General features: G+C 71.8%; 22 protein-coding genes and 1 riboswitch. Of the genes, 14 read left to right on the top strand and 8 right to left on the bottom strand.

Annotated features, from left to right (window positions below):
- Positions 1-69: 69 nt before the first annotated feature.
- Positions 70-519, top strand: a complete 450-nt coding sequence (locus KV394_RS03430; protein ID WP_136030722.1) for a hypothetical protein — start codon at positions 70-72, stop codon at positions 517-519.
- A gap of 62 nt (positions 520-581) precedes the next feature.
- Here the strand turns inward: KV394_RS03430 and KV394_RS03425 are convergent, their stop codons facing one another.
- Positions 582-3,173 carry an ATP-binding cassette domain-containing protein gene (locus KV394_RS03425; RefSeq protein WP_247982312.1) on the bottom strand — a complete coding sequence of 864 codons (2,592 nt, stop codon included), beginning with the start codon at positions 3,171-3,173 and terminating at the stop codon, positions 582-584.
- A gap of 110 nt (positions 3,174-3,283) precedes the next feature.
- On the opposite strand from KV394_RS03425, the gene KV394_RS03420 reads away from it, so the two are divergent.
- From KV394_RS03420 to KV394_RS03410, 3 genes are all read left to right on the top strand, one after another.
- Positions 3,284-4,345, top strand: coding sequence for an enoyl-CoA hydratase/isomerase family protein (locus KV394_RS03420; protein ID WP_247982311.1), 1,062 nt, complete (start codon positions 3,284-3,286; stop codon positions 4,343-4,345).
- A gap of 234 nt (positions 4,346-4,579) precedes the next feature.
- Positions 4,580-6,307 (top strand): ABC transporter ATP-binding protein, encoded by a 1,728-nt coding sequence (locus tag KV394_RS03415; protein WP_136030718.1) that lies wholly within the window; start codon positions 4,580-4,582, stop codon positions 6,305-6,307.
- Positions 6,304-8,565: an ABC transporter ATP-binding protein gene (locus KV394_RS03410; protein ID WP_247982310.1), complete on the top strand. Its 2,262-nt coding sequence runs from the start codon at positions 6,304-6,306 to the stop codon at positions 8,563-8,565. Before KV394_RS03415 ends, KV394_RS03410 begins: the two co-directional genes overlap by 4 nt.
- 97 nt (positions 8,566-8,662) lie before the next feature.
- Here the strand turns inward: KV394_RS03410 and KV394_RS03405 are convergent, their stop codons facing one another.
- Positions 8,663-10,669: a D-alanyl-D-alanine carboxypeptidase gene (locus KV394_RS03405; RefSeq protein WP_247982309.1), complete on the bottom strand. Its 2,007-nt coding sequence runs from the start codon at positions 10,667-10,669 to the stop codon at positions 8,663-8,665.
- A gap of 80 nt (positions 10,670-10,749) precedes the next feature.
- Positions 10,750-10,861, top strand: a riboswitch (TPP riboswitch).
- Here KV394_RS03405 and KV394_RS03400 point away from each other — a divergent pair.
- The 5 genes from KV394_RS03400 (at position 10,852) to KV394_RS03380 (ending at position 16,704) form a co-directional block, all read left to right on the top strand.
- Entirely contained in the window at positions 10,852-11,496 is a 645-nt protein-coding gene (locus tag KV394_RS03400; RefSeq protein ID WP_136033345.1) for an ECF transporter S component, read from the top strand. (Overlaps the previous riboswitch by 10 nt.)
- Complete coding sequence (locus KV394_RS03395) at positions 11,496-12,953, top strand: ABC transporter ATP-binding protein (protein ID WP_247982308.1); 1,458 nt, start codon at positions 11,496-11,498, stop codon at positions 12,951-12,953. Before KV394_RS03400 ends, KV394_RS03395 begins: the two co-directional genes overlap by 1 nt.
- Positions 12,950-13,741, top strand: coding sequence for an energy-coupling factor transporter transmembrane component T family protein (locus KV394_RS03390; RefSeq protein WP_247982307.1), 792 nt, complete (start codon positions 12,950-12,952; stop codon positions 13,739-13,741). The genes KV394_RS03395 and KV394_RS03390 overlap by 4 nt, the downstream gene beginning before the upstream one ends.
- Positions 13,742-13,841: 100 nt before the next feature.
- Complete coding sequence (locus KV394_RS03385; RefSeq protein ID WP_136033349.1) at positions 13,842-15,212, top strand: glutamate decarboxylase; 1,371 nt, start codon at positions 13,842-13,844, stop codon at positions 15,210-15,212.
- A gap of 10 nt (positions 15,213-15,222) precedes the next feature.
- Positions 15,223-16,704 (top strand): amino acid permease, encoded by a 1,482-nt coding sequence (locus tag KV394_RS03380; RefSeq protein ID WP_206252507.1) that lies wholly within the window; start codon positions 15,223-15,225, stop codon positions 16,702-16,704.
- Between the two features lie 31 nt (positions 16,705-16,735).
- On the opposite strand, the gene KV394_RS03375 is transcribed toward KV394_RS03380, so the two are convergent.
- Together KV394_RS03375 and KV394_RS03370 are read right to left on the bottom strand one after the other, a co-directional pair.
- Complete coding sequence (locus KV394_RS03375) at positions 16,736-17,665, bottom strand: helix-turn-helix domain-containing protein (RefSeq protein WP_247982306.1); 930 nt, start codon at positions 17,663-17,665, stop codon at positions 16,736-16,738.
- 105 nt (positions 17,666-17,770) lie between these two features.
- A complete protein-coding gene (locus KV394_RS03370; RefSeq protein ID WP_206252509.1) occupies positions 17,771-18,505 on the bottom strand; it encodes an aminoglycoside 3'-phosphotransferase in 735 nt (244 codons plus the stop codon).
- 221 nt (positions 18,506-18,726) lie between these two features.
- Here KV394_RS03370 and KV394_RS03365 point away from each other — a divergent pair, with 221 nt between their 5' ends.
- A complete protein-coding gene (locus KV394_RS03365; protein WP_136033355.1) occupies positions 18,727-19,485 on the top strand; it encodes an SDR family NAD(P)-dependent oxidoreductase in 759 nt (252 codons plus the stop codon).
- Between the two features lie 23 nt (positions 19,486-19,508).
- Positions 19,509-20,339, top strand: a complete 831-nt coding sequence (locus KV394_RS03360; RefSeq protein ID WP_247982305.1) for an SDR family oxidoreductase — start codon at positions 19,509-19,511, stop codon at positions 20,337-20,339.
- 16 nt (positions 20,340-20,355) lie between these two features.
- Here KV394_RS03360 and KV394_RS03355 read toward each other — a convergent pair whose 3' ends face one another.
- From KV394_RS03355 to KV394_RS03340, 4 genes are all read right to left on the bottom strand, one after another.
- Positions 20,356-21,105, bottom strand: a complete 750-nt coding sequence (locus tag KV394_RS03355; RefSeq protein ID WP_407665453.1) for a sulfite exporter TauE/SafE family protein — start codon at positions 21,103-21,105, stop codon at positions 20,356-20,358.
- A complete protein-coding gene (locus KV394_RS03350) occupies positions 21,102-21,824 on the bottom strand; it encodes an ankyrin repeat domain-containing protein (RefSeq protein WP_247982304.1) in 723 nt (240 codons plus the stop codon). The genes KV394_RS03355 and KV394_RS03350 overlap by 4 nt, the downstream gene beginning before the upstream one ends.
- A 38-nt stretch (positions 21,825-21,862) precedes the next feature.
- The gene (locus tag KV394_RS03345; RefSeq protein WP_247982303.1) at positions 21,863-22,501 is read right to left on the bottom strand and encodes a bifunctional 4-hydroxy-2-oxoglutarate aldolase/2-dehydro-3-deoxy-phosphogluconate aldolase; all 639 of its coding nucleotides are present in this window, start codon (positions 22,499-22,501) and stop codon (positions 21,863-21,865) included.
- A gap of 63 nt (positions 22,502-22,564) precedes the next feature.
- Positions 22,565-23,326 (bottom strand): GntR family transcriptional regulator, encoded by a 762-nt coding sequence (locus KV394_RS03340; RefSeq protein WP_136033361.1) that lies wholly within the window; start codon positions 23,324-23,326, stop codon positions 22,565-22,567.
- A gap of 172 nt (positions 23,327-23,498) precedes the next feature.
- On the opposite strand from KV394_RS03340, the gene KV394_RS03335 reads away from it, so the two are divergent.
- From KV394_RS03335 to KV394_RS03325, 3 genes are all read left to right on the top strand, one after another.
- Positions 23,499-24,200, top strand: a complete 702-nt coding sequence (locus tag KV394_RS03335; RefSeq protein ID WP_136033363.1) for an MgtC/SapB family protein — start codon at positions 23,499-23,501, stop codon at positions 24,198-24,200.
- 72 nt (positions 24,201-24,272) lie between these two features.
- Positions 24,273-25,181, top strand: coding sequence for a sugar phosphate isomerase/epimerase family protein (locus KV394_RS03330; RefSeq protein WP_247982302.1), 909 nt, complete (start codon positions 24,273-24,275; stop codon positions 25,179-25,181).
- Positions 25,178-26,347, top strand: coding sequence for a Gfo/Idh/MocA family protein (locus KV394_RS03325; RefSeq protein ID WP_247982301.1), 1,170 nt, complete (start codon positions 25,178-25,180; stop codon positions 26,345-26,347). The genes KV394_RS03330 and KV394_RS03325 overlap by 4 nt, the downstream gene beginning before the upstream one ends.

The raw sequence follows: 26,347 nt of genomic DNA, 5'->3' as shown, positions 1-26,347 counted from the left end.
AACGGATCGTTGCTTTCCTGTGAGCAACTTCCAGCCAACCGGGAGCGCCGCGCTGGCAGACTAAGGGGCATGGTGACGTTGCTGCTGGACCAGACGCAACTCGAAGTCGTGCTCTCGCCCATCGAACGTGCCGCCACCTTCCACCGTGAGAACGTGCGGATCCCGCGCGACACCATCACCAAGGTGCAGCTGACCGACGACGCCTGGACCTGGCTCCGCGGTGTGCCGAACCCCGGGACCCACATTCCGACCGTGCTCGCCGCCGGCAGTTGGAAGGCCGCCGGAACCCTCGACTTCGTGCTCATCCGGCGGCGTCGCCCGAGCGTCGTGATCGACCTCGAGGGCGATCCGCAGTACAACCGGCTGATCCTCACCACGCGGCACGGCCTCGCACTCACGCAGGCGCTGCGGCTCGAGGTGTCGGACGAGCCGGCGAGCGTCGAGGAGATCGTCGCCACCGCACCGACGCCCGTGTCGAAGGGCAGCCGTCGTCCGGTCATCCGCCCGCGGCCGGCCTAGCAGCTCCACGAACGACAGACGCCCTCCCGGCCGCAGCCGGGAGGGCGTCTCGTGTCTCGGGCTCAGCCGCGGTGCTCGTCGCCGTCGGTGTGCTGCTCGCGATCGTGCCCGTCGTGATCGTGCGCGTCGCTCTGCCCGTCGTCGTGACCGGGGCCTTCGCTCTGCCCGTCGTCGAGTCCGTGGCCCTCGCGGTCACGGTCGTCGTCGCTGTGCTCGTCGCTGTGCTCGCCGTCGTGATCGCCGCTGTGCTCGCCGCTGTTCTCGCCGCTGTGCTGGCCGTCGTGCTCGTCGTCGTGCGCGGGCACCGCGTGCCCCTCGCTCTCGTGCCCCTCGCCGTCCTGCATCTCGGCGACACCGTCGTCGGGCTGGTGGTGCGCGTCGGCGGTGCTGTGGTCGTCCTGACCATCGGTCGCGGTGTCGCGCGCCAGCGGGACCGTGTCGATCACGCCGGTGGTCGCGACGCTCCAGTGGGCCCCGGCGTCGTGCGGCTCTCCCGGCGCGCCGGTCGCGGGCACGCTGTCGGCGGTGCTCAGCGGGTAGTCCCGCGGCTCGTCCTCGTAGTACGCGCGTGCGGCGGCGGAGAGCAGGGAGCTGACGGCGGCCGCGCGGGGGTCTTCGTCCTCGTCCGGGGTTTCGGCTCCGTCCGTGCCGACCGCCTCGAGCGGCGCCTCCTCGGCATCGCGTTCGCCGTGGTCGCCGTGGTCGGCCTCGTCGGTCTCGTCCGCCTCCTCGGCGTCGTCCAGCTCGGCGAAGAACTCGATGCCCGCGGGGTCTTCCTCGATGGACTCGTCATCGGCGGTGCTCACCGGCTCGTCGTCCGCCGGAACCGGATCTGCGGCGGGCTCGTCGGACGCGACCCCGGTGTCGTCCGCCGGCGCCTCATCCGCCGAGCTCTCGCTGTCGTGGGCGTCATCGACGGAATCCAGCGCGGACTCCTGATCGTCGGCGAGGGGCTCGTGGTCCGCGGGCTCGTCTACCGGAGTTCCGTCTGCCCCGGTTGCGTTCTCCGGAGTCTCGTCTGCCTCGGTTCCGTTCTCCGGGGCCTCGTCCGCCCCCTCCTCGGTCGGTGCGGAATTGGTGCTCCACGCCGAACCGCCCGTTGACTCCGCGTCGTCCGACCCGGTCGGGACATCACCCTCGGAGTCCTGCTCGTCGCTCGACACATGCTCCGGGGACGCGCTGTGGTCGTCGTCGGCGGACTCCGGCGTCGTCGCGAACAGCTGCGCGAGGCTGCGTCGCGTGGGCCGCTCGGTCGGCTCCTCCTCCTGGACCGGCGCGGTGCCGCCGAACAGGATCTCATCGAACGAGGTCGCCGTCTCCGCGTGCGACTCGGACAGGGAATCGCCATCGCCGATCCGCGCCGCGTCCTCCATCGTCACGGGACGCACGTCTTCTTCCACCGGGACGACCGCGACCGGGCCGGTGATCGCCGTGACCTCCGCCACGGTCTCGATCACGTCGGAGTCCTCCGTGTCGGCGGCGGCGAGGTCCTCCGACGCGGGCTCCACGTCGGTCGACTGTTCGTCCACGTCGTCGTCTTCCGCCGTGGCGTCCGTCGGCTCGGGCACGGTCTCGGTGGTGAGGTCGTCCGCGAGAGCGGCCGCACCCCCGGCAGCCAGAGCCGATGCGGCCGCACCGGCGCCCGCTGTCGCCACGTCGGCGGAGGAATCGCTCGCCTCATCGTCCGTATCGGTCGCTGCCGTCTCGCCCGGCGCCGCCCCGCCCGCAGTGGCCGCGGTCGTGTCCGCCGCTGTGCCGAAGCGACCACCGCGCATCAGATCGATGAAGACGTCTTCCAGCGTGGGCCCGCGCTGCACGAGGGTGCTGAGGGCGATGCCGGCCTCAGCGGCCACGGCACCCACCGTGCTCGCGTCGGCTCCGCGCACGGTCAGCCCGGAGCGCAGCACCTCGATGTCGAAGCCCGCCGCCACCAGCGCCGTCGTGAGGCCGGGACGATCCACGGAATCCACGATGACAGACCCGCCGGCCGGGTCGGCCAGGGTCTCGATGCCGCTGGACAGCACCAGCCGTCCCTTCGACAGCACCAGCACGTGGTCGGCCACCTGCTCGATCTCGCTGAGCACGTGCGACGACACCAGGACCGTGCGCCCCTCGTCCGCGAGACGGCGCATGAGCAGACGCATCCAGCGGATGCCCTCCGGGTCGAGGCCGTTCGCCGGCTCGTCGAAGACCAGGGCACCGGGGTCGCCGAGCAGCGCGTGCGCGACGCTCAGCCGCTGCCGCATGCCGAGGGAGAAGCCGCCGATGCGGGAATCGGCCTCGCTCTCCAGGCCCACGAGCGACAGGACCTCGTCGACGCGGGACAGGCGGATGCCGTTGGCCTTCGCGGCGATGGTCAGCTGCCGGCTGGCCGTGCGGCGAGGGCGGTAGACCGTCTCCTCCAGCACGGAGCCGATCGTGCGCAGCGGCTGGCGCAGCTCCGGATACGCGACGCCGCCGATCGTGGCGGTTCCCGACGTGGCACGCACCTGACCGAGCAGGATGCGGAGAGTCGTGGTCTTTCCGGCGCCGTTGGGACCGAGGAAGGCGGTCACGGCCCCGGGCTCGACGCGGGCGGAGAAGTCCGAGACGGCGGTCACCTCGTTGAAGCGCTTCGTCACATTCGTGAACTCGAGCACCTGTCCTTCAGGCATCCGGCACCTCTCGTCGCGATGAACAGTTCCCCCTATCCTGCCGGAAAACCGCCCCGGAACCCGCATTCCGTGCGGAATTCCACCCCTGGTGAGAAGGTAGCCTGGCACCCGTGACCGATACCTCTGCCGCCCCCCGTGTCCTCGTCCGCACGGAAGGAGCGCTCGGACGGCTCACCCTCAATCGCCCCGAGGCGATCAACGCGCTCGACGAGGACATGATCGCCGAGATCACCCGGGCGCTGGTGGCGTGGCGTGACGACTCCGACGTGCAGATCGTGCTGATCGACGGCGAGGGCGAGCGCGGCATGTGCGCGGGCGGCGATGTGCGCCGCCTGCACGAGCAGATCGTGTCCGGTCACCCCGAGCGGTCGGCCGAGTTCTTCCGCGCCGAGTACGCGATGAACGCGATGATCGCCGAGTACCCCAAGCCGGTCGTGGCGCTGGCCGACGGCATCACGATGGGCGGCGGCATCGGGCTCGCCGGGCACGCGGCCATCCGGATCGTCACCGAGCGGTCGAAGCTCGCGATGCCGGAGACCCGCATCGGCTTCACTCCCGACGTCGGTGGCACGTGGCTGCTCGGGCGGGCGCCGGGACGGTTCGGCGAGTACTTCGGGCTGACCGGGGCGACCATGAGCGCCGCCGACGCGGTGTACCTCGGGTTCGCCGACCACGTGGTGCCCTCCGACCGCCTCGACGCCCTGCGCGACGCGCTCGCGCACCGCGCCGACCCGACGAGCCCCAGCGAGATCGTGCTGCTGTTCGACGAGACGCCGGAGCCGTCGACGCTCCCGGCATCGCGCCCCTGGATCGACGAGGCGTTCTCCGCGCCGACCGTGCCCGAGATTTTGGAGCGGCTGCACGCGCAGGGCACGACAGAGGCCGCAGCCGTGGCCGATCTCCTCGAGGGGCTCGCGCCGACCGGGCTGGTCGTGACGCTCGACGCCGTGCGTGAGGCGCGGGAGCTGCCGGGACTGCGCGCCGCGCTCGAGGGGGAGTACCGACGGGTGCTGTGGTTCGTCAACGAGCACCCGGACCTCGTGGAGGGCATCCGCGCGCAGCTGGTCGACAAGGACCGCAACCCGAAGTGGCAGCCGGCGACCCTCGCCGAGCTGCCGGCGGACGCGGGTGCGCCGGCCCGCGACTACACGCCGCAGCCGCCGCTGTTCTGAGGGTCAGTCCGCTCGCTGACGCGGGCGGCGATCGGGCAGGCTTCCGGCGGGCCCTTCTTCGTCACCGTGCAGAAAAGTGCTGATCGCACGGGATGCGGTTCGCTGTGAGCGAAGGTCCGCCCCCAGGGGGATACGAATGTCCCCGCTTCGTGGCACGCTGTCCTATGGCCGGTCGTCGGTCGGCATCCGTCTGCCGGGAGATCCGCCGCCTCCTCCTTCCTAGAAAGTCCGCCTGTGCTGGGAAAAATCCTCCTCCGCTATCTGTCCCGATATAAGTGGCTCCTCGTGGCCGTGCTGGTCTTCCAGTTCGCCAGCGCGGCTGCCACCCTCTACCTGCCCCGCCTCAACGCCGACATCATCGACAAGGGCGTCGCGCAGGGCGACACCGCCTACATCTGGCGCACCGGTCTGTTCATGCTCGCGGTCTCCCTGGGCCAGATCGTCGCCTCCGTGATCGCGACCTTCTTCGCCGCGCGCGCGGCGATGGGCGCGGGTCGCGACATCCGTGCCGACGTGTTCGGCAAGGTCAGCGGCTTCTCCGAGCGCGAGGTGTCGCAGTTCGGCGCCGGCTCACTCATCACACGCAACACCAACGACGTGCAGCAGGTGCAGATGCTGGCGATGATGGGCGCGACCATGCTCGTCACCGCGCCGCTGCTCGCGATCGGCGGCATCATCTTCGCCGTGCAGACCAACGCCGGGCTCAGCTGGCTCATCGCCGTGTCGGTCCCCGTGCTCCTGCTCCTGGCGGCGCTCGTGATCGGCCGCATGGTGCCGCTGTTCCGCAGCTACCAGGGCAAGCTCGACAACGTCAACCGCATCATGCGCGAGCAGCTCACCGGCGTGCGCGTCGTCCGCGCGTTCGTGCGCGAGCGCATCGAAGAGGAGCGCTTCCGCGGAGCCAACACCGACATCATGGTCGTCGGCCGCAAGGTCGGCTCGCTGTTCGTGCTGCTGTTCCCGCTGTTCATGCTCATCCTCAACGTGACCGTGGTCGCCGTGATCTGGTTCGGCGGCATCGAGGTCAACAACGGCACCGTGCAGGTGGGCACGCTGTTCGCCTTCATGCAGTACATCGGCCAGATCATGGGCGGCGTCATCATGGCCAGCTTCATGGCGATGATGATCCCGCGCGCCGCCGTCTCGGCCGAGCGCATCGGCGAGGTGCTCAACACCGAGTCGACCATGACGCGCCCCGCGAACGGCGTCACCGAGTTCCCGACGCCGGGTGCGGTCGCGTTCGACGACGTCGCCTTCACCTACCCGGGCGCCGACGCGCCGGTGCTGACCGGCATCAGCTTCGCGGCGCAGCCGGGTGAGACGGTCGCGATCGTGGGTTCCACGGGCGCGGGCAAGACCACGCTGGTCTCTCTCATCCCGCGTCTGTTCGACGTCTCGAGCGGCTCGGTGCACGTGGGCGGCACCGACGTGCGCGAAGCCGACGTGGAGGCGCTGTGGGACAGCATCGGTCTGGTGCCGCAGCGTCCGTTCCTCTTCACCGGCACCGTCGCGTCGAACCTGCGCTACGGCCGGGAGGACGCGACCGATGAGGAGCTGTGGCACGCGCTCGAGATCGCCCAGGGGCGTGACTTCGTGGAGGAGATGCCCGACGGGCTCGAGTCCCGCATCGCCCAGGGCGGCACGAACGTGTCGGGCGGCCAGCGCCAGCGCCTCGCGATCGCGCGGGCCATCGTGCACCAGCCGAAGGTGCTCGTGTTCGACGACTCCTTCTCGGCGCTCGACCTGACCACGGACGCGCGACTGCGGCAGGCGCTGTGGCGCGAGCTGCCGCACGTCACGAAGATCGTGGTCGCCCAGCGTGTCTCCACCATCACCGACGCCGACCGCATCGTGGTGCTCGAGGGCGGCACGATGGTGGGCGTCGGCACGCACGAGGAGCTGCTGGAGACCAGCGGCACCTATCGAGAGATCGTCGAGTCGCAGCTGGGGGTGGACGCATGAGCGCGCAGGACGACAAGCGCAGCGCCGCACCGAAGCGCGGGCGGGGGAAGGCCCCGGCGCAGACCGAGGAGCGCGAGCTCACGCCGGAAGAGCAGTACGAGGCCGAGCTCGCGGAGCAGGCACGGCAGAACGGCGGCGGCTGGGACAGCGTCGCGCCGGGCAAGGCCGACAACTTCGGCCCGAGCTTCGCCCGCATGATCGGACTGCTCAAGCCCTCGGCCGTGTGGTTCGTGTTCGTGTCGATCCTCGGAGCCCTGGGCGTCGTGCTGACGGTCGCAGCTCCCAAGGTCCTGGCCGAGGCGACCAACATCGTCTACCGCGGCTTCATCTCCATCCAGCTCGGCCAGCCGAACGGCGACTTCCCCGGCTTCCCCTCCGGAACGTCGCAGGACGTGGTGGTCGATGCGCTGCGCGGAGCGGGGCAGGACGACTTCGCCAACCAGGTCGGCGCCCTCGGCGACTTCCGGGTCGGCGACGGGATCGACTTCGATGCGCTGCGCTGGGTCATCGCCGCCGTCCTCGCGATCTACGTGGTGGCCGCGTTCCTGAGCTGGCTGCAGGGATACGTGATCAACGTCATCATGGTGCGCACCATGTGGCGCCTCCGCGAGGCCGTCGAGGCGAAGATCAACCGGCTGCCGCTGTCGTACTTCGACAGGGTGCAGCGCGGCGAGCTGATCTCCCGCGTCACGAACGACATCGACAACATCACCCAGACGATGCAGCAGTCCCTCTCCGGGGCCCTGACCGCCGTGCTCACCGTGGTCGGCGTGCTGGTGATGATGTTCTCGATCTCGTGGCAGCTGGCACTGGTGGCCCTGGTCGCGCTGCCGCTCATGGGCGTGATCTTCGGCGTCATCGGCCCGCGCTCGCAGAAGGCCTTCGGCACCCAGTGGCGCAAGGTCGGCCGCCTCAACGCCCGCGTCGAGGAGGCCTTCTCCGGGCACGCGCTCGTGAAGGTGTTCGGTCGGGAGCAGGACGCGCTCGACAAGTTCAAGGCCGAGAACGAGGAGCTGTTCCAGGCGAGCTTCAAGGCGCAGTTCCTGTCGGGCATCATCATGCCGGCCATGACCTTCGTCGGCAGCCTCACCTACGTCGGCATCGCGGTGCTCGGCGGCCTCATGGTCGCGAACGGTCAGCTGCGCCTCGGCGACGTGCAGGCGTTCATCCAGTACTCGCAGCAGTTCACGCAGCCGCTGTCGGAGCTGGGCGGCATGGCCGCGGTCGTGCAGTCCGGCACGGCGTCGGCCGAGCGGGTGTTCGACCTGCTCGACGCCGACGAGCAGGAGCCCGACGAGGCCGACGCCCCGCGGCTCGGCGACGGCAAGGGCGTGATCGAGTTCGAGAACGTGTCCTTCTCCTACACGCCGGAGCGACCGCTGATCACCGACCTGTCGTTCCGGGTGGAGCCGGGCCAGACGGTCGCGATCGTCGGGCCGACCGGCGCGGGCAAGACCACGCTGGTCAACCTGATCATGCGGTTCTACGAGCTCAGCGGCGGGCGCATCACGCTCGACGGTCAGGACATCTCGCAGATCACGCGCGACGACCTGCGCTCGCGCACCGGCATGGTGCTGCAGGACCCGTGGCTGTTCGCCGGGAGCATCCGCGAGAACATCCGCTACGGTCGCTCGACCGCGACCGACGAGGAAGTGCTCACCGCCGCCAAGGCCACGTACGTCGACCGGTTCGTGCACGCCCTCCCCGAGGGCTACGACACCGTGCTCGACGAGGATGCGTCCAACGTGTCGGCCGGTGAGCGGCAGCTGATCACGATCGCGCGCGCGTTCGTCGCCCAGCCGTCGATCCTCATCCTGGATGAGGCCACCTCGGCCGTCGACACCCGCACCGAGCTGCTGCTGCAGCACGCGATGGCCGCGCTCCGCCAGGGGCGCACGTCGTTCGTGATCGCGCACCGCCTGTCCACCATCCGCGACGCCGACCTCATCCTCGTGATGGAGCACGGCGACATCGTGGAGAAGGGCACGCACGACGAGCTCATCGCCGCGCAGGGCGCCTACTGGCGGCTGTACCAGTCGCAGTTCGAGCAGGCCGCGACCGACCTCGACGCGGAGGAGGCCCTCACGGGCTCCACGCCCGTGGTCGTCACGGGGGAGGCCGCCGACGAGACGGCACGGGAGCAGGCCGACGACGCGATCGCCGGAGCCTCGGTCGGAGCGAACGTCCCGGCCGCGGAGGCCGCGGCCGCACGAGCGCTGCTCGATGACGGCGCCGAGGGCGCGGACCCCCGCGCCTGACGCCTCGGCGGTCCCGCACCACCGACACGACGCCCCGCTCCGGATCCTCGGAGCGGGGCGTCGTCGTCAGCGCGGCCGGTGAACCGCGGCGCCTGGCTCAGTCGGTGTGGACGGTGATGCCCAGCAGATCGAGCGGGTGCGTCAGGCGCCACCAGGGACTGGGGCCCTCCACGTCTTCGCGCAGCACGAGGGCCGTGTCCTCCGTGTCGAGCGGCCCGGTGGTGGTCAGCGTGCCCACGCGGTCGTCGGCCTCTCGTCGCTCGCCCAGGTCGAACGCGGCGGTCGCGGTCGCGGCGGCACCGTTCCACAGCACGACGTCCGCGTCCTCCGCGGTGACCACGTCCACCTCCTCGCCCCACATCGTGGTGACGCGACCGACCACCGTGCCCGCGGCGACGGCCGGGTCCTCCGTCTGCAGCTCCGCCTCCGCCTGACTGAACAGCGCGCGGGTGGCCGCAAGCCGCGACTCGTCGTCGGCCTGATCCAGCACTGCCGCGAACAGCCGCACGGTCGTGTCGCCCACCTCCACATCCTTCGCGGTGAGGAGGTTCCACCCGACCAGGGTCCCGGTCTTGATGCCGACGACGCCCGGATCGGCCAGCATGCCGTTGGTGTTCACGACCGTCCCCGCGCCGGGAAGCTCGACCGAGGCGGTGCCGACGATCTCCGCGAACACCGGGTTGCGCATCGCCAGCTCGCCCAGCGCGATCAGCGCCTCCGGCGTCGCGACGTTGCGCTCATCGAAACCCGACGGCGTCACCACAGTGATCCCGGTCAGACCACGCTCGCTCAGCCACTCCTCGGCCGCCCTGGCGAACTCGGAGTTCGACCCCCAGATCTCCGAGGCCAGCCGATCGATGTAGTTGTTCGCCGAGCCGAGCAGCGTGCCCTGCAACAGCTGATACTCCGTGAGCACACCGTTGACCGGGACGTCGAGCGCCGACTGATCCTGGCGTCGATAGTCCCAGTAGCGCACGCTGTCGCCGCGGGTGAAACGGAACTCCGGTCCCTGCTCACCCGGCGCCAGCGGCATCCGATCCAGCACCATCAGGCTGCTGACGACCTTCGTGATGCTCGCGATGCTCACCGCATCCGGGATCGACGCCGACGTGGTCATGCCGGCGACCCCCACGGCCGCGCTGCCCTCCGCAGGCCACGTGAGCTCGGCGGCCGTGGCGGGCGTCGTCTCGAACTGCACCGCCTCCACCGCCGGGGGCACCTCGTGTAGCGGCCACAGCAGCGTCGTGCCCGAATAGGCCAGGACGAGCCCGGCCAGCACCCCCAACGGCACCAGCAGGCCGGGGCGCGCGATGGCCGGACGCAGCCGGGCCCCGCGGAACAGCCCCTCGGCGGTCTGCGCCTCCGGCTCGGCGTCCAGCGAGACGGCGGGAGCGTGGGCCGCGACATCGGCGGGATCCACCCAGGTCAGCGCGGTCGCCGGGGTCGCGTCGTCCGCCCACTGCGCGGCCGTGCCGGACAGGAGGGCGACCGCTGCATCGTCGTCTTCGGCCGGGGGAGCCGGCTCCGAGACCCTCGCGCGGAACGGCGGCTTGGTCTGCGGCGGCGTCGGTGCCGTGATCGTCGAGGAGGCGGAGTCCGCGGCGGGCGGGGCCGACGCGACGGACGGGATCGCGGGATCAGCGGAGGGGGAGGCGTCGGCCGCGGGGCGGTCGGTGCTCCCGTCCGCGTCGCCTCCGGTGGCGGCGTCGGCCGAGGAGGCGGAGTCCGCGGCGGGCGGGGCCGACGCGACGGACGCGATCGCGGGATCAGAGGAGGGGGAGGCGTCGGCCGGGGGTCGCGCGTCGTCGTCGCCCGCGTCGCCTCCGGTGGCGGCGCCGTTCGCGGAGTTATCGGTCGCGGTGCGCGCACGGTCGCCGAACAGCGCGCCGAGACCGGAGGTCGGCACGGCGGAGGCGGCGGGAACCCGCGCCGGGGGTCGCGCGTCGTCGTCGCCCGCGTCGTCGCTCCCGGTCGGTGGGGTGGTGGTCGCCCGCGCCCGCGAGCGCAGCGCGGACGTGGGGGCGTCGTCGGAGGGGGCAGCAGTCGGAGCGGGGCCGTTGCCGCCGATGCCCGTCGCCTCGCCGGCGGGATCGGATGCGGTCACCCGCTTACGGTACCGAATCCGGCCGGGAATCGGCCGCGCCGGGGCGGCGACGCGCCAACCGGCGGACCGGGTAGGATCGTCAGCACAACCACGGGAGTCCGGCGAGCCGGGCTGAGAGGGAGCGAATCGCGCTTCGACCGTCGAACCTGATCTGGGTCATGCCAGCGCAGGGAGGAGTTCCTATGAGTACGTCCACGTCCACGTCCGCATCCGCGAAGACCTCGACGGCGGCCGCGCCGCGCAGCTACCTGCGCTGGCGCATCGTCGACATCGTCGTCGCCAGTGTCCTCGGTGTCGCCGCCGGCCTGATCTTCCTCGCCTGGAACGTCGGCTACCTCGGCCCCAAGGCCCTCCTCGAACCGCTGCTCCCGGGGCTGCAGGGCCTGCTCGACGGCCCCTGGCTGTTCGCGGGCGTGCTCGGCGGACTCATCATCCGCAAGGCAGGAGCCGCGATCTACGTCGAGCTGCTCGCCGCCGTCGTCTCGGCGCTCATCGGCAACCAGTGGGGCGGCTTCCTCACCCTGGAGGCCGGGCTCGTGCAGGGGCTCGGCGCCGAGCTCGTCTTCCTGCTGTTCTTCTACCGTCGCTGGTCGCTGCCCGTCGCGATCCTCGCCGGTGCGGGCGCCGCGCTCGCGGGCGGCATCAACAACCTCGTGCTCTGGTACGCCGGATCCGGCCCGGCGTTCACGACGATCTACCTGCTCAGCACCGTCGTCTCCGGCGCGGTGATCGCGGGGGCACTGTCGTGGGTTCTGGCCAGGGGCATCGCGGCGACCGGCGCGCTCGACCGGTTCGGCTCCGGCCGCGAGGCGCGCGTCCGCGTCTGATGGGGGCCGAGCAGGCCACCCCCGCCGCCGTCGAGGCCCGAGGGTGGGGGTGGCGTCACGCGAGTCGCCTCGCCTGGGCCCTGCGCGACGTGTCGTTCCGCATCGAGCCGGGCGAGCGCGTGCTCGTGCTCGGCGCGTCCGGCGCGGGCAAGTCGACGCTGCTGCACGGGCTCGCCGGTGTGCTCGGCGGCGAGGAGGAGGGCGAGAGCGGGGGCCGGCTGCTCGTCGACGGCGCCGCGGCGACCGCCACCCGGGGTCGCGCGGGACTGGTGCTGCAAGACCCCGACTCGCAGGTGATCCTGGCACGCGTGGGCGACGACGTCGCCTTCGGCTGCGAGAACCTGGGCATCCCGCGCGCCGAGATCTGGCCGCGCGTCACCGCCGCCCTGGAGGCCGTGGGGCTCGACGTGCCGCTCGACCACCCGACCAAGGCGCTGTCGGGCGGGCAGAAGCAGCGCCTCGCGCTCGCGGGACTCCTCGCCATGCGCCCCGGACTGCTGCTGCTCGACGAGCCCACCGCGAACCTCGACCCGCACGGGGTGGCGGAGGTGCGCGACGCGGTGTCGCGCCTGCTCGACACCCACCCCGCCACGCTCGTGGTCGTGGAGCACCGGCTCGACGTGTGGCTGCCTCTCATGACCCGCGTGATCGTGATCGGCGAGGGCGGCGTGGTCGCCGACGGCCCTCCGCACGAGGTGCTCGGGGCGCAGGGGCAGCGGCTCGCCGACGACGGGGTGTGGGTGCCCGGGCATCCGCCCGCTTTCCCGCCGCCGCCGGGCACGGCCCCCCGCGAGGTGCTGCTCTCGGCGCGCGGGCTCGCGGTCGCCCGGGTGAAGGGTCGCGCGGTCGCCACGGGCATCGACCTCGACGTGCACGCGGGAGAGGCCGTCGCGGTCACCGGGCCCAACGGCGCCGGCAAGTCGACGCTCGGCCTCACGCTCGCGGGACTCCTTCCGCCCGCGGGGGGAGCAGTGGTCGCCGCGCCCGAACTCGCGGACGGCGCCGACCCCGCGCCCATCCGGTGGAGCTCGCGCGACCTGCTCACCCGCGTCGGCATGGTGTTCCAGGAGCCGGAGCATCAGCTGCTCGCCACGACCGTGCGCGACGAGCTCGCCGTCGGCCCCCGCGCGCTCGGCCTCCCCGAGGACGAGATCGCCGCGCGCACCGACGAGCTCCTCTCCCGCCTGCGCCTCGACCGTCTCGCGGCCGCGAACCCGTACACGCTCTCCGGCGGGGAGAAGCGCCGCCTCACGGTCGCGGCCGCGATCGCCACACGCCCCCGGGTGCTCGTGCTGGACGAGCCCACGTTCGGGCAGGACGCGCGTACGTGGGCGGAACTGGTCGCGCTGCTCGCGGCCTTGCGCGACGAGGGGTCGGCCGTGGTCGCGATCACGCACGACCTCGACGTGGCCAGAGCCCTCCACGCCACCCGGTTCGACCTGGGCGGCCTGCCGTGACCCTGCTCGACGCGAAGGCCCGCACGGGCGCGGTGGCCCGCATCAACCCGGTCGCCAAGCTCGGCGTGAGCGCGCTGATCGCCGTGCCGCTCATCCTCACGCTCGACCCGGTCTCGGCCGCGGTGGCCCTGGCGCTCGAGTTCGTGCTGTTCCTGTTCGCGGGCATCGGCTGGCGGGAGTTCTGGGTGCGCACGTGGCCGGTGTGGCTCGCGGCGCCGCTCACCGGGCTCACGATCGCGCTGTACGGCGAGACCTCCGGCACCGTGTACGTGGACTGGTTCGTGCTGCACATCAGCGAGGGCTCGCTCGCCCTCGCCGTGGCGACGATGCTGCGCGTGCTCGCGATCGCCCTGCCGTCGGTGGTGCTGTTCGTGACCGTCGACCCCACCGACCTCGCCGACGGGCTCGGGCAGATCCTCCGCCTCCCCGCCCGGTTCGTGCTGGGTGCGCTCGCGGGCCTGCGCATGGTCGGACTGTTCCTCGACGACTGGCGGGCGCTCGAACTGGCGCGGCGCGCACGCGGGGTGGCCGACCGCGGGCGCCTGCGCCGCTTCTTCGGGATGGCGTTCGCGCTGCTGGTGCTGTCGATCCGCCGCGGTGCCAAGCTCGCCACGGCCATGGAAGCGCGAGGGTTCGGAGCGCCGGGGCGCCGCACGTGGGCGCGCGAGTCGCGGTTCGGGGCGGCGGAGTGGCTGCTGCTCGCGGTCGGCGCGGCCATCTCCGGCATCGCGGTCGCGGCGGCCGTGCTCACCGGAGCCTGGAACTTCATCCTCGGTCCCGGCGCCTGAGCCTCATCCCGTTTACGCGAGGGGCGGGAGATACGTCAACGCGCCGTGGCTAGCGTGACGAACGGAGTGAGAAGCCGACTCAGCCGAAAGGACTCCGCACATGAGCACTGCACCCACCGACGGTCAGCCGATCTTCACCCGGCCGGGGGAGGCCACGGTCGCACCGCGACACGTGATCCCCGACGCCGAGTCGCTCCCGTCGACCGCGAAACAGATCGTCGAGGACGAGACCATCCTCGACGGCAACGCCCGTCTGAACCTCGCGACGTTCGTGAGCACCTGGATGGACGACGAGGCCAAGCAGGTGTACATGGCCTCGTTCGACAAGAACATGATCGACAAGGACGAGTATCCGCAGACCGCCGCGATCGAGGACAACTGCTGGCACATGCTCGCGAACCTCTGGCATGCGCCGGATGCCGCCCGCAGCATCGGCACGTCCACCATCGGCTCGTCCGAGGCGTGCATGCTCGGCGGGCTCGCGTTCAAGCGCCGCTGGCAGCAGGCGCGTCGCGCCGCGGGGAAGGACGCCTCCTCGCCGAACCTCGTGATGTCGAGCGCCGTGCAGGTGTGCTGGGAGAAGTTCTGCAACTACTTCGACGTGGAGCCGCGCTTCGTGCCGATCAGCGAGGAGCACAAGACGCTCGACGGGCACGAGCTGGAGAAGTACGTCGACGAGAACACGATCGGGGTCGTGGCGATCATGGGCGTCACCTACACCGGCATGTACGAGCCGGTCGCGCAGATCGCGGCGGCGCTCGACGAGATCCAGAAGAACACGGGGCTCGACATCCCGATCCACGTGGACGGCGCCTCCGGGGCGATGATCGCCCCGTTCCTGCAGCCCGACCTGGAGTGGGACTTCCGCCTGGAGCGGGTGCACTCCATCAGCACCTCCGGCCACAAGTACGGGCTCGTGTACCCCGGACTCGGGTGGGTCGTGTGGCGCGACGCCCAGTGGCTGCCGGAGGACCTCGTGTTCCAGGTCAGCTACCTCGGCGGGGAGATGCCCACGTTCGCACTGAACTTCTCGCGCCCCGGCGCACAGGTGCTGCTGCAGTACTACCTGTTCCTCCGCCTCGGCTTCGAGGGGTACCGGGCGGTGCAGCAGGCGTCGCAGGACGTGGCGAAGTTCCTGTCGGCGGGCATCGCGAAGCTCGACGCGTTCGAGCTGTGGAACGACGGCAGCGACATCCCCGTGTTCGCGTGGCGGTTGAAGCAGGGGCATACCGACAACTGGACCCTGTACGACCTGCAGGATCGGTTGCGCATGCGCGGCTGGCTCGTGCCCGCCTACCCGATGCCCGCCGACCTGGAGGAGCTCACGGTCCAGCGCATCGTGGTGCGCAACGGCCTCAGCATGGACCTGGCCGCCGAACTGCTCGACGCGATCACCGCCGAGGTCGCGCACCTCGATGCCCTCACCGCGCCGATGCCGGGCGACCACCCCGACTCGGCGTTCCACCACTGAGGCGCGGGTCATGTCTGCACACGGTGCCGAACACGCCCCCCGTCCCGCCGTCACCCCGTCGACCCGCGTCTCCCGGCCCGCGGTGGCCGTGCTGGGGGTGGGGCAGCTCGCCCTGCTGACGCTCGTCGTGGTGGCGAGCCTGCGCTCCCTGCCGGCGATGGCGGTCTACGGCCTCGGGAGCATCATGCTCTACCTCATCCCGGCGATCCTGTTCCTGGTGCCCACGGCGCTGGTGGCGGCCGAGCTGGCGACCGGGTGGAAGGGCGGCGTCTACGTCTGGGTGCGCGAAGCCCTCGGCAACCGCTGGGGGTTCACCGCGGTGTGGCTCCAGTGGATCCAGAACGTGGTGTGGTTCCCCACCCAGCTCGCCTTCGTGGCGGGCGCGCTCGCGTTCGTCTTCCTGGATCCGTCGCTGTCGAGCTCGGGCTTCTTCACCGCGGTCGTGATCATCGTCTGCTACTGGGGTGCGACGCTGGTCACCCTCCGCGGCGGCGACCTGTTCGCCAAGCTCGGCTCGTGGGGCGGCATCCTCGGCACGCTGCTGCCCGCCGTGCTGCTGATCGTGTTCGGCGCGGTCTGGGTGTTCAGCGGCGAGAAGAGCCAGGTCCCCCTCGAGGCGTCGGCGATGATCCCGCCGTTCACGGGGCTCGCCTCGATCGTGCTGATCGTGTCGAACGTGCTGGCCTACGCCGGTATGGAGGTGAACGCGGTGCACGTGAACCAGATGAAGGATCCCGGCCGCGGCTACCCCCGCTCGGTGTTCCTCGCGGCGGCGCTCATCCTGCTCGTGTTCATCCTGCCGACCCTCGCGATCGCGGTCGCGGTGCCGCCGAAGGAGCTCGGTCTCACGAACGGCATCATGCTCGCGTTCGGGGAGTACTTCGACCACTGGAGCATGGGCTGGGCCACCGCGGTGGTGTCGGCCCTGATCGCCGCGGGCGCCCTCGCCTCGGTCGTGACCTGGGTCGCCGGCCCGTCGAAGGGCGTGCTGGCCGCGGCGGAGACGGGGCTGCTGCCGCCGCTGCTGCAGAAGAGGAACAAGGCGGGGGTGCAGTCGGGCATCCTGATGCTGCAGGGCACGATCGTGACGGTGCTCGCGGCGATCTTCATCATCGTGCCGAACGTCAGCGCGGCCTTCGTCGCGCTGATCGACATGGCCGCCGCGCTGTACCTCGTCATGTACATGCTGATGTTCGCCTCGGCCCTCGTGCTGCGGCGGAAGGCGCCGGACGTGAAGCGCGCGTACCGGGTGAAGGGGCTGCCGCTGGTCGCCGGGGTGGGCTTCGTCGCCTGCTTGGCCGCGTTCCTCCTCGCGTTCATCCCGCCGGACGGCTTCACCGCGTTCCCGCCCGCGGCCTACCCGTGGATCGTGGGGGCGGTGATCGTGGTGCTGGGTGCTCCGCCCCTGGTGTTCTACGCGGTGCGCCGTCCGTCGTGGGACCGCCGGCCAGCGGACGGCAGCCTGCCCAGCGACGCCCACCCGGAGGCCTGAGCGCCTGGACCCGACGCCGACCCGCCGCCCGTCACAGGGGCAGCGGGTCGGCGCCGTCTTCGCGGGAGCCGTACCCCCAGCGGAGCGCGATCAGCCCCGGCGCGAACCCCGAGCGCACGGTGGTGGCCGTGCGGTTCGCGGGAGGCAGCGGCACGATCTCCTCCTCGCCGCCGACCATCGTGACCTCTTCGATCCAGGTGGGCGACGGCGACCGCGCGAAGTCCACGTGCAGGAGCAGCTCGGGCGTGCGGTACATGCTCGCGTAGGTCACGAGCCGGTCGCGCGGGTAGGGGAGCGGGTAGTGCAGAGTGAACTCGATGAGCGCGGACTGCCGCTGCTCGGGCGGATCGTCGACGGCGAGGAGCATGCCGAACGCCATGCGGGAGGAGTGCGCGTGGCGCTGCACCACGCGGCACCCGGTCGCCGCGGTCAGCTCGGGCCACACGTCGGTCGGCACCCCGGGCAGGTCGATGTACGGGATGAGGCCGGCCCGTCCGCTGGGGGGCCGGAGGATCGCGCGGTAGTGGATGGTGTCGACGAGGCCGTGCGCGTCGGTGGTGCAGACCGCGTGGACGGAGTGGGTGTTGAACGACGCCGCGGGGTCGATGCCGAGCGCGCGGAACGTGTCGAGGATCGGCCCCTCCCGCGTCCAGTCCTCGCAGGGTGCCCGCGGCTTGGGTGGACGTCCGGCGCGGCGGCTGTGTCCGATGCGTCGCTGCAGGGTGCCGCTGTCGAGCAGGAGCAGCGTCTCGAGCTCCTCGACCGCCGCGAGCGAGCAGACGCCCTCGGGTTGCCGCGTGCCGTTCTGCCAGCAGCTGAGGGTGGCGATCGAGACGGGGTTCCCGTGTCGTCGGAGCCGATCGCTCAGCTGCGCGAGGGACGTGCCGCGGGCCGCGATGGCCTCCCGCAGTGTCTCGGCGAACCCGGCGACGGGAGCGGGTGGCGACGGATCGAGGTGCATGAGGCCTCCTGATCGGGGGGTCGTCCCACCCATGACACCAGATCAGACATCAGATGTCGAGAGTTCGTTGCCGCATCCCGACCTGCGCGCCGCCGGCCGGGAGGGTCAGGTGGCGTTCCACAGGTCGCGGTAGTACGCCATCCGCTCCCGGTCGGGTTCGAGGCCGTACGCCTCGACGAGGGCGTCTTCCCACCCCGGGCCGTAGTTCCACCCGGTGCTCATGGCGGCCACGGCGATGTCGGCCCAACGGTCGGCGACGCCCAGCTGCGCGAGGTCCACGTGCGCGAGCCACCGCCCGTCCGCGCCGATCAGGGTGTTCGGGCAGCAGGCGTCGCCGTGGCTCACCACCGCGCGGTCGATCGGCGGCGGAGTGCGCAGCGACTCCGGCACCACGATGCCCCGGCGCTCCGCGTTCGCGATGCGCGACGGCACGCTCCACTCCCACGGGCACTCGGCCACGGGCAGCGCGTCGTGCAGCGCCCGCAGCGCCTCGCCCACCGCGCGCACCGCGGTCGCGGGCTCGGCCGTCCACCGGGGATCCACGGCGCTCAGGCCGTCGAGGGCCGCCGTCACCAGCCACTCGTGCGTCTCGTCCTCGCCGCTGTCCAGCACGGTCGGCGCGCTGATCCACCGCGCGGCCCAGCGCATTCGCTCGGCCTCGTCGCGCAGCGTGGACTCGAGGTTGCGCGGACCCCACTTGATGTAGAACGGCTCGCCGACGCCGGTCGCGCGGAACGTGAGACCGCCGTCGTCGTTCCGCCAGACGCAGACGAGGTCTGCTCCGCGGGACAGCTCGCGCACCCGGTCGGGGACGACGACGGACTCGGCGGGGATCGTCATGCTCCCATCCTGCCGGACGCGCGGACGCTCAGGGCCGACCGGTCGCGCGAGGAGCGGACGCCGTCTCCGGACGGGCGGTGTCGTAGGCTCGCCTCGACGCCGTCCCCTCACGCCCGGTCGCACCGGCACCACCGCGGCCCGGGTTCGTCCTGGAACCAGGAACCACCTAGGCTGGGACTGCGTTTCAGGCATGTCGCACGACGTTCGAAGGAGAACCTCACATGCAGATCAGCGGACAGGGCGCCCTCGTCACCGGAGGGGCGTCGGGCCTCGGGCTCGCCACCGCGCGTCGCCTCGCGGCGGCCGGAGCCCACGTCACGATCATCGACCTCCCCTCCTCGGCCGGTGCCGAGATCGCGGAGGAGCTGGGCGGGATCTTCGTGCCCGCCGACGTCACGAGCGTCGACGAGGTCGCGGCCGCGGTCGCCGCCGCACAGGCCGCCGCCCCGCTGCGCGTGGTGATCAACTGCGCCGGTATCGCCCCGCCCGCCAAGGTGCTCGATCGCGAGGGCAACCCCGCGGTGCTCGCCGACTTCGAGCGGATCGTGCGCATCAACCTCGTCGGCACCTTCAACGTCATCTCGCAGGCCGCGGCCGTGATCGCGAAGAACGAACTGCACGACGAGGAGCGCGGCGTCATCGTCAACACAGCCAGCGTCGCGGCGTTCGACGGTCAGATCGGGCAGCCCGCGTACTCCGCGTCGAAGGGCGGCGTGCACGCCATGACCCTCCCGATCGCACGCGAACTCGCCCGACACGGCATCCGCGTGTGCACCATCGCCCCCGGCATCATGGAGACCCCGATGCTGATGGGGCTGCCGCAGGAGGCGCAGGACTCGCTCGGCCAGCAGGTGCCGTTCCCCGCCCGCCTCGGCCGACCGGACGAGTACGCCGCCCTCGCGCAGCAGATCGTCGAGAACGGCTACCTCAACGGCGAGACCATCCGCCTCGACGGCGCCATCCGCATGGCACCGCGCTGACCACCCGCCCCGAAGGAGAACCCATGTCACTCGCCGGCAAGACCATCCTCATGTCGGGCGGCAGCCGCGGCATCGGCCTCGCGATCGCGCTGCGCGCCGCCGCCGACGGCGCCAACATCGCCATGCTCGCCAAGACCGACACCCCGCATCCGAAGCTCGAGGGCACCGTGCACACCGCGGCCGAGCAGATCCGCGCGGCCGGCGGCCAGGCGCTGCCGATCGTCGGCGACGTGCGCGAGGACGACGACATCACCGAAGCGGTCATGAAGACGCAGGGCGAGTTCGGCGGCATCGACATCGTGATCAACAACGCCAGCGTGATCGACCTGTCGCGCTCGCTCGACCTCTCGGCGAAGAAGTACGACCTGATGCAGGACGTCAACGTGCGCGGGACGTTCCTGCTGTCGCGGGCGGCCGTGCCGATCCTGAAGGACGCCGAGAACCCGCACATCCTGTCGCTCTCGCCGCCCCTGAACCCCAGCCCGAAGTGGCTCGGGGCGCACACGGGCTACACGCTCGCGAAGTTCGGCATGACCATGGTCACGCTCGGGCTCGCGGCCGAGTTCGCGCGCGACGGCATCGCCGCCAACACGCTGTGGCCCCGCACGACCATCGCGACCGCCGCCGTGCAGAACCTCCTCGGGGGCGACAGGGTGATGGCCGCGAGCCGCACGGCCGACATCTACGCCGACGCCGCCTACGCGGTGCTGTGCCGGCCGGCCGCGACCACCACGGGGCAGTCGCTCATCGTGGAGGACGTGCTGGAGGCCGAGGGCGTGACCGACTTCTCGCGCTACGCCGCCGTGCCCGGCACCCCCGACAGCGCCCTGTTCCCGGACATCTTCCTCGACTGACCCGGTCCGCGCGGGATCAGAAGAGCAGGTAGAGCGCGCCGAGGATCGTGAGCGCGATCACGATGCGGTCGAACACCCGTTGATCGAGCCGTCGTGCCACGCGCAGTCCGAGGAGGGCGCCGAGCACCACCAGCGGCGCGAGCAGCGCGTCCGTCAGCAGCACCGGCGCGGTGAACAGTCCGATGCCGGCGAGGAACGGCACCTTGATCACGTTGATGATCGCGAAGAACCAGGCCGAGGTGCCCAGGAACACCTGGACCGGGGTGCGCGTCGCCAGGAAGTACATCGACATCACGGGTCCGCCGGCGTTGGCGACCATCGTCGTGAAGCCGCCCAGGGTGCCGTAGGCGCCGGCGAGCACGAGTCCGCCGCGGGGCGTGACCGTCGTCTCGACGCGCGACTGCCGCCTTCGTCGCCACAGGGTGACGGCGATCATCAGCAGCAGGATCACGCCGATCGCGCGCCGCACCACGTCGTCGCCGGTCAGGGCGAGGAAGGCGAAGCCGAGCAGCAGTCCGGCGATGACGGCGGGGGCGAGTCGCAGCAGTGTCGGCCAGTGGGCGTGCCGACGGTAGGCGAGGAGCGCGAACACGTCCCCCACCATGAGCAGCAGCAGCGTGGCCGCGGTCGAGGTGCGGGCGGGCAGCACCGCGGCGAACAGCGCGATCGCGAGGATGCTGCCGCCGGGCAGCGCGGTCTTGGAGATGCCGATCACGACCGCGGCCAGGCCGAGCGCCGCCCAGGCCCACGCGTCGAGCGCCATCACCGGCGCAGCTCGTCCGCGATGTCTTCGAAGCCGCGGGCGGTCGCGAGGTCGAGCGGCAGCACGCCGTCGCCGTCGCGGATGGTCGGGTCGGCGCCGCCGTCGAGCAGGGCGCGCACCACGGCGACGTAGCGCCCCGAGCCGTCACCGAGCACGATCGCTTCGTGCAGCGCCGTCCACCCCAGGTTGTTCACGTGGTCGGGGTCGACGCCCGCATCGAGCAGGATCTGCACGGTGTCGAGCAGTCCGCGCTCCGACGCGGGGATGAGGGCGGTGCCGCCGAAGCGGTTGGTGCTGGTGAGGTCGGCGCCGTTGGCGAGGGTGAGGCGCAGGATCTCGTCGTGACCGCGGGCACCCGCGTACAGGTAGGCCGAGTCCTGGATGTCGTCTTTGGCATTCACGTCGGCACCCGCGGAGATCAGCGCGCGGGCGGCCTCGACGTGGTTCGCCTTGGTGGCCGCGACCAGTGCGGTCATGCCGCCCTCGCCGCGGGCCTCGATGTCGGCACCGGCGCCGAGCGCAACCCGGACGGCGGCGGCGTCACCGCGGGCGGCGGCGTCGAGCAGGGCGGACGTGGCGTCGCGCGGGGCGGGCGTGGTGTCGGTCATCGGGGCCTCCGTGGTGGGTGCGGTCGGGTGCGTGGCGGTGGTCGCCGTGCACGCCGAGGTGAGCAGGGCGACCCCCGCGAGGGCCGCCCAGAGCACGCCCCGCCGCATTCGCATACCTCTGGTATACCAAACGGCCCGGAGGTGGGGGAGCGTCAGCCCCGGACGGAGGCGAGCGCGGCGGCGAACCGGGCGGCGCGCTGCTCCAGGTCGGTCCAGTCGGACGCCGCGATCGAGGCGCCGTTGGCGAGGTCGCCGCCGGCGCCCACCGCGACCGCGCCCGCGGCGTACCAGTCGGCGAGGTTGTCGGGCTTGACGCCGCCGGTGGGCATGAGCGGGGCGTCGGGGAACGGGCCGCGGAGAGCGCCGAGGTAGGCCGGGCCGCCGAGCGAGGCGGGGAAGATCTTCACGACGTCGACGCCGAGCTCGAGCGCGCCCATGACCTCGGTGGGCGTGAGGGCGCCGGTCATCACGACGCGGCCGGTGTCGAGCATCGCGCGGGTGAGGGCCGGGAGCGTGCCGGGGCTCACCAGGAACTCGGCCCCGGCGTCGGCGGCCTGCGCGGCCTGCGCGGGGGTCGTCACGGTTCCGGCGCCGATGTAGGCGGCGTCACCGTGGCGGGCGATCAGCTCGCGGATCACGGCCGGGGCGTCGGGCGTGGAGTAGGTGACCTCGATGCCGGTCACTCCACCCCGGATGATCGCCTCCGAGGCCTCCAGGGCGAGTTCGGGCGAGGGGGCGCGGAGGACGGCGAGGACGCCGGTGGTGCGGGCGCGGGCGAGACGGTCGGACATGGCGCTCCTTGATCGAGGGATGCGTCCATTCTTCCGCACCACAACTTGTCATTACAAGTTGTGCTACTTGGCGACGAGCGTCGTCTCGAAGCTGTAGAGGTCGGGGCGGTAGCAGTGGTGGCCGAACTCGATCGCGGCGCCGGACTGGTCGAACGAGATGCGCTCCATCGTGAGCACGGGGCCGCCCGCCTCGATCTCCAGCAGCTCCGGCTCGTCGTCTTCCGCGCGGCGGGCGCCGATCTTCTGCTTCGCGATGCGGATCGCGACGCCCCGGGCGCGGAGCACCTGATAGAGGCCGCGCGACTCCAGCTGCTCGGTCGAGATGTCGGCCAGCTCGCGCGGGAGGTAGTTCTCGAGCACCGCGACCGCGACGCCGTCGGTGCTTCGTCTGCGGCGCAGATGCAGCACCTCGGTGCCCGGCTCGAGCCCGAGCGCGAGGGCCACCTCGTCGGTCGCGGGGATGATCTCGTGGGTCAGCACCTGCGTGCCCGGCTCGTGGTTCGCGCTCTGCAGGTCTTCGTACAGGCTGGTCAGCTCGACCTGCCGCGTGACCGAGCCCTGCACCACCTGGGTGCCGATGCCGCGGCGGCGCACGAGCAGGCCCTTGTCGACGAGCTCCTGGATGGCGCGGCGGATCGTGGGGCGGGAGAGTCCGAGCTGCTCCGCGATCGAGACCTCGTTCTCCAGGCGGGCGCCCGCGGGGATCGCGCCGGACTGGATCGCGCTCTGGAGTCGTGTGGACACCTGGAAGTAGAGCGGGACGGGCCCCGTGCGGTCGATGTCCGCGAAGAGCTCGTGGGGCCAGGGGGTGACGACATCGGCCATGGATGCTCCGCTCTGGGTTGGGGAGTCACATTGTAGCGACAATCATACGAGCGACTCCAGACGGCGTCGAGGCGCAGTATTCCGCGGATCCCGGCCGCGCCCGCGCACGACGGCGCCGCGGGTGACCTCCAAGATGCTTAAAGTGCTATTGTGCTGACATGATGGGAGCAGCGTGAGCTTCGGGTGGGATCCCCACCTGCTCGTCGAGCTCGGGCTCCTCGGGCTGGCGTTCGTGCTCTCGCTGGCCGTGGGTGTCGAGCGCTCCCGCAAGCAGAAGAACGCCGGGCTGCGCACGCACGTGCTGGTGGGCCTGGGCTCGGCCATCTTCACCCTCATCTCGGCCTACGGCTTCGAGGGCGTGCTCGGGCCGGAGGTGGCCGTCGATCCCTCGCGCATCGCGGCGCAGGTGGTGTCGGGGATCGGGTTCCTCGGCGCCGGCGTGATCTTCGTGCGCAACAACGCCGTGTCCGGGCTCACCTCGGCCGCGACCATCTGGGTGGTCGCGGCGATCGGCATGGCCTGCGGGGCGAACATGCCCCTGCTCGCGATCGCGGGCACGGGTCTTCATCTCCTCACGGTCGGCCCGCTGTCGCGGCTGCGCGACCGCGTTCGCCCCGAGCCCGAGCGCCTGCGCGTGACCCTGCAGTACGAGGCCGACCGCGGCGCGCTGCGCGAGGTGCTGGCGGCGGCCGAGCGGCGGGGGCTGCCCGCCACACTGCTCGGTGCCGCGCGGATCCACGGTGAGGCGGACATGCGGGCGACGCTCGAGTTCGCGGAGGCCGAGCCGGGGTCGCGCTCCGAGCTGATCGACGCGATCGCCCGCCTCGACGGGGTGCGCTCGGTCGTGGTGCAGGGGTTCTCGGAGGATGATTGATGCATATGTCATGACCTGCTAACATTCGAGACGAACCCAGGGTTCGACCATTCAATGGAGAAAGGACAACGCGTGATCCGCATCGCGAACGCGCCGGTGAGCTACGGAGTCTTCGAACTCGCTCGACCGGACCTCGTGGCCCTTCCCGACGGGGAGCAGCTCGCCCGCTGGATCAGCGAAGCCGGATACCAGGGCATCGACCTGGGCCCCATCGGTCTCCTCGGCCAGGGCGCCGAGCTCGACGAGCGCCTCTCCCGCCACGGCCTCGACCTCGCCGGCGGCTGGGTCGACCTGCCGTTCGCGGGCGAGGACGAGGAGTTCGCCGCCGCGCTGGCCGGCCTCGACCGCACGCTCGACGTGTTCGTCACCGCCGCCGAGCGCGGCCAGGACCTCGCACCGCTGCCCACCCTCGCCGACTCCGGCAGCCCCGCCCGCAAGGCCCGCCCGGGCGGCGCCCCCGAGCTCACGCTCCGCGGTGCCGCGTGGGAACGGTTCGCCGACCGGGTGAACCGCGCCGCCGCGCGCGTGCGCGACCGGGGCCTCGAGCCCACGTTCCACCACCACGCGTGCACGCACGTCGAGACGCCGGAGGAGATCGACGCGCTGCTCGCCTCCACCGACGTCGACCTCACGTTCGACTCCGGTCACCTGCTGATCGGCGGCGGCGACCCCCTGCCCGACTACCGGCGCTGGCGAGAGCGGATCAACCACCTGCACCTGAAGGACGCCCGCACCGCCCTGCTGCACGACGCCCTGGCCGCCGACGACCCCATGCGCTCGGTGTGGGAGAAGCGCGTGTTCGTACCCCTCGGGGAGGGCGACCTCGCCGTCGACGCCCTGCTCGACGAGATCGCCGCGAGCGGGTACTCCGGATGGCTGATCGTCGAGCAGGACGTGGTGCCGCGCTCGACCGCCGACGTGGAGCGCGCCGTGGCCGAGCAGGCCGCCAACCGCGAGGCCCTGCGGCGGTGGTTCGCATGAGCGCCGCCGTCACCCGCGTCGCCGTGATCGGACTCGGCGCGATCAGCCAGAGCGTGCACCTGCCGCTGCTGCGCCGCAACGCCGAGGCCTTCGCGATCGCCGCGCTCGTCGACCTGTCCGCCGCGCGCACCGCCGACATGGGCGCCCGCTACGGCGTGCCGTCCGCCCGGCAGTTCACCTCGGTCGACGAGCTCGTGGCCGCGACGGCCGCCGGCGACCTCGAGGTGGACGCCGCCATCCTCGCCACCACCGGCTCGCACGCGGGAGACACCCTGCGGCTCGTGCGGGCGGGCATCCGGGTGCTCGCCGAGAAGCCGCTCGCCTACTCGCTCGCCGAGCTGGACGAGCTCACGGCGTACGGGCGCGAGGCCGGCCTCGACCTGCGCGACTGGGTGCGCGTCGGCTACATGAAGGAGTACGACACCGCGTCGCTGCGCGCGAAGGAACTGCTCGCCGACGTGACCCTGCGCGCGATCGACGTGCAGGTCATGCACCCGCTCGACGGCTCGCAGCTCGCCTACGCGCGGCTCGCCGCTCCCACGGGCGACGTGCCCCGCGACACCATCGAGCCCCTGATCGCCGCCACAGCCGCCATCGTCGACGGGGCCGTCGGGTCAGACCTCCCCGTCGACCTCCGCACGCTGTACACCAACGTCGTGCTCGGCTCGATCGTGCACGACGTGGGGCTGCTCCGGTCGCTCGTCGGCGGTCTCGGCGAGGTCGCGTTCGCGCAGCACTGGGGCCCGAAGATGCCGGGCTCCGTGCACGTGCGCGGCACCCTCGCCCGCGACGAGACGCCGTGGACCGTCGACTGGCACTACATCGACGGCTATCCCGACTACCAGGAGACCGTCGCGTTCCACCACGAGGCCGGATCGATCGAGCTCGTGTTCGGCGTGCCCTACGTGACGAACCTCCCCACCATCCTCCGCGTGACCGAGAGTCACCCGGAGCTCGGCATCCGCGTGAGCGAATCGCGGTGGATGCAACAGGAAGCATTCGAGAACGAGCTGTACGCGCTCGCGGCCCTGGTCCGCGGCGAACGCCCCGACGGGGCGAGCGTCGATGAGTCGGTCGCCGACGTGCGCGTCGGGCAGCGGATCATCCGCGCGCTCGCGGTCTCGAAGGGCCACGCGCTCGACCCGAGCGCCGAAGCCGCGCAGTAG

The sequence above is a fragment of the Microbacterium sufflavum genome (assembly GCF_023101165.1).
Taxonomy (GTDB): Bacteria; Actinomycetota; Actinomycetes; order Actinomycetales; family Microbacteriaceae; genus Microbacterium; species Microbacterium sufflavum.
Note: the sequence above shows the minus strand (reverse complement) of the source record. Positions and strands in the feature narration are given on the sequence as shown.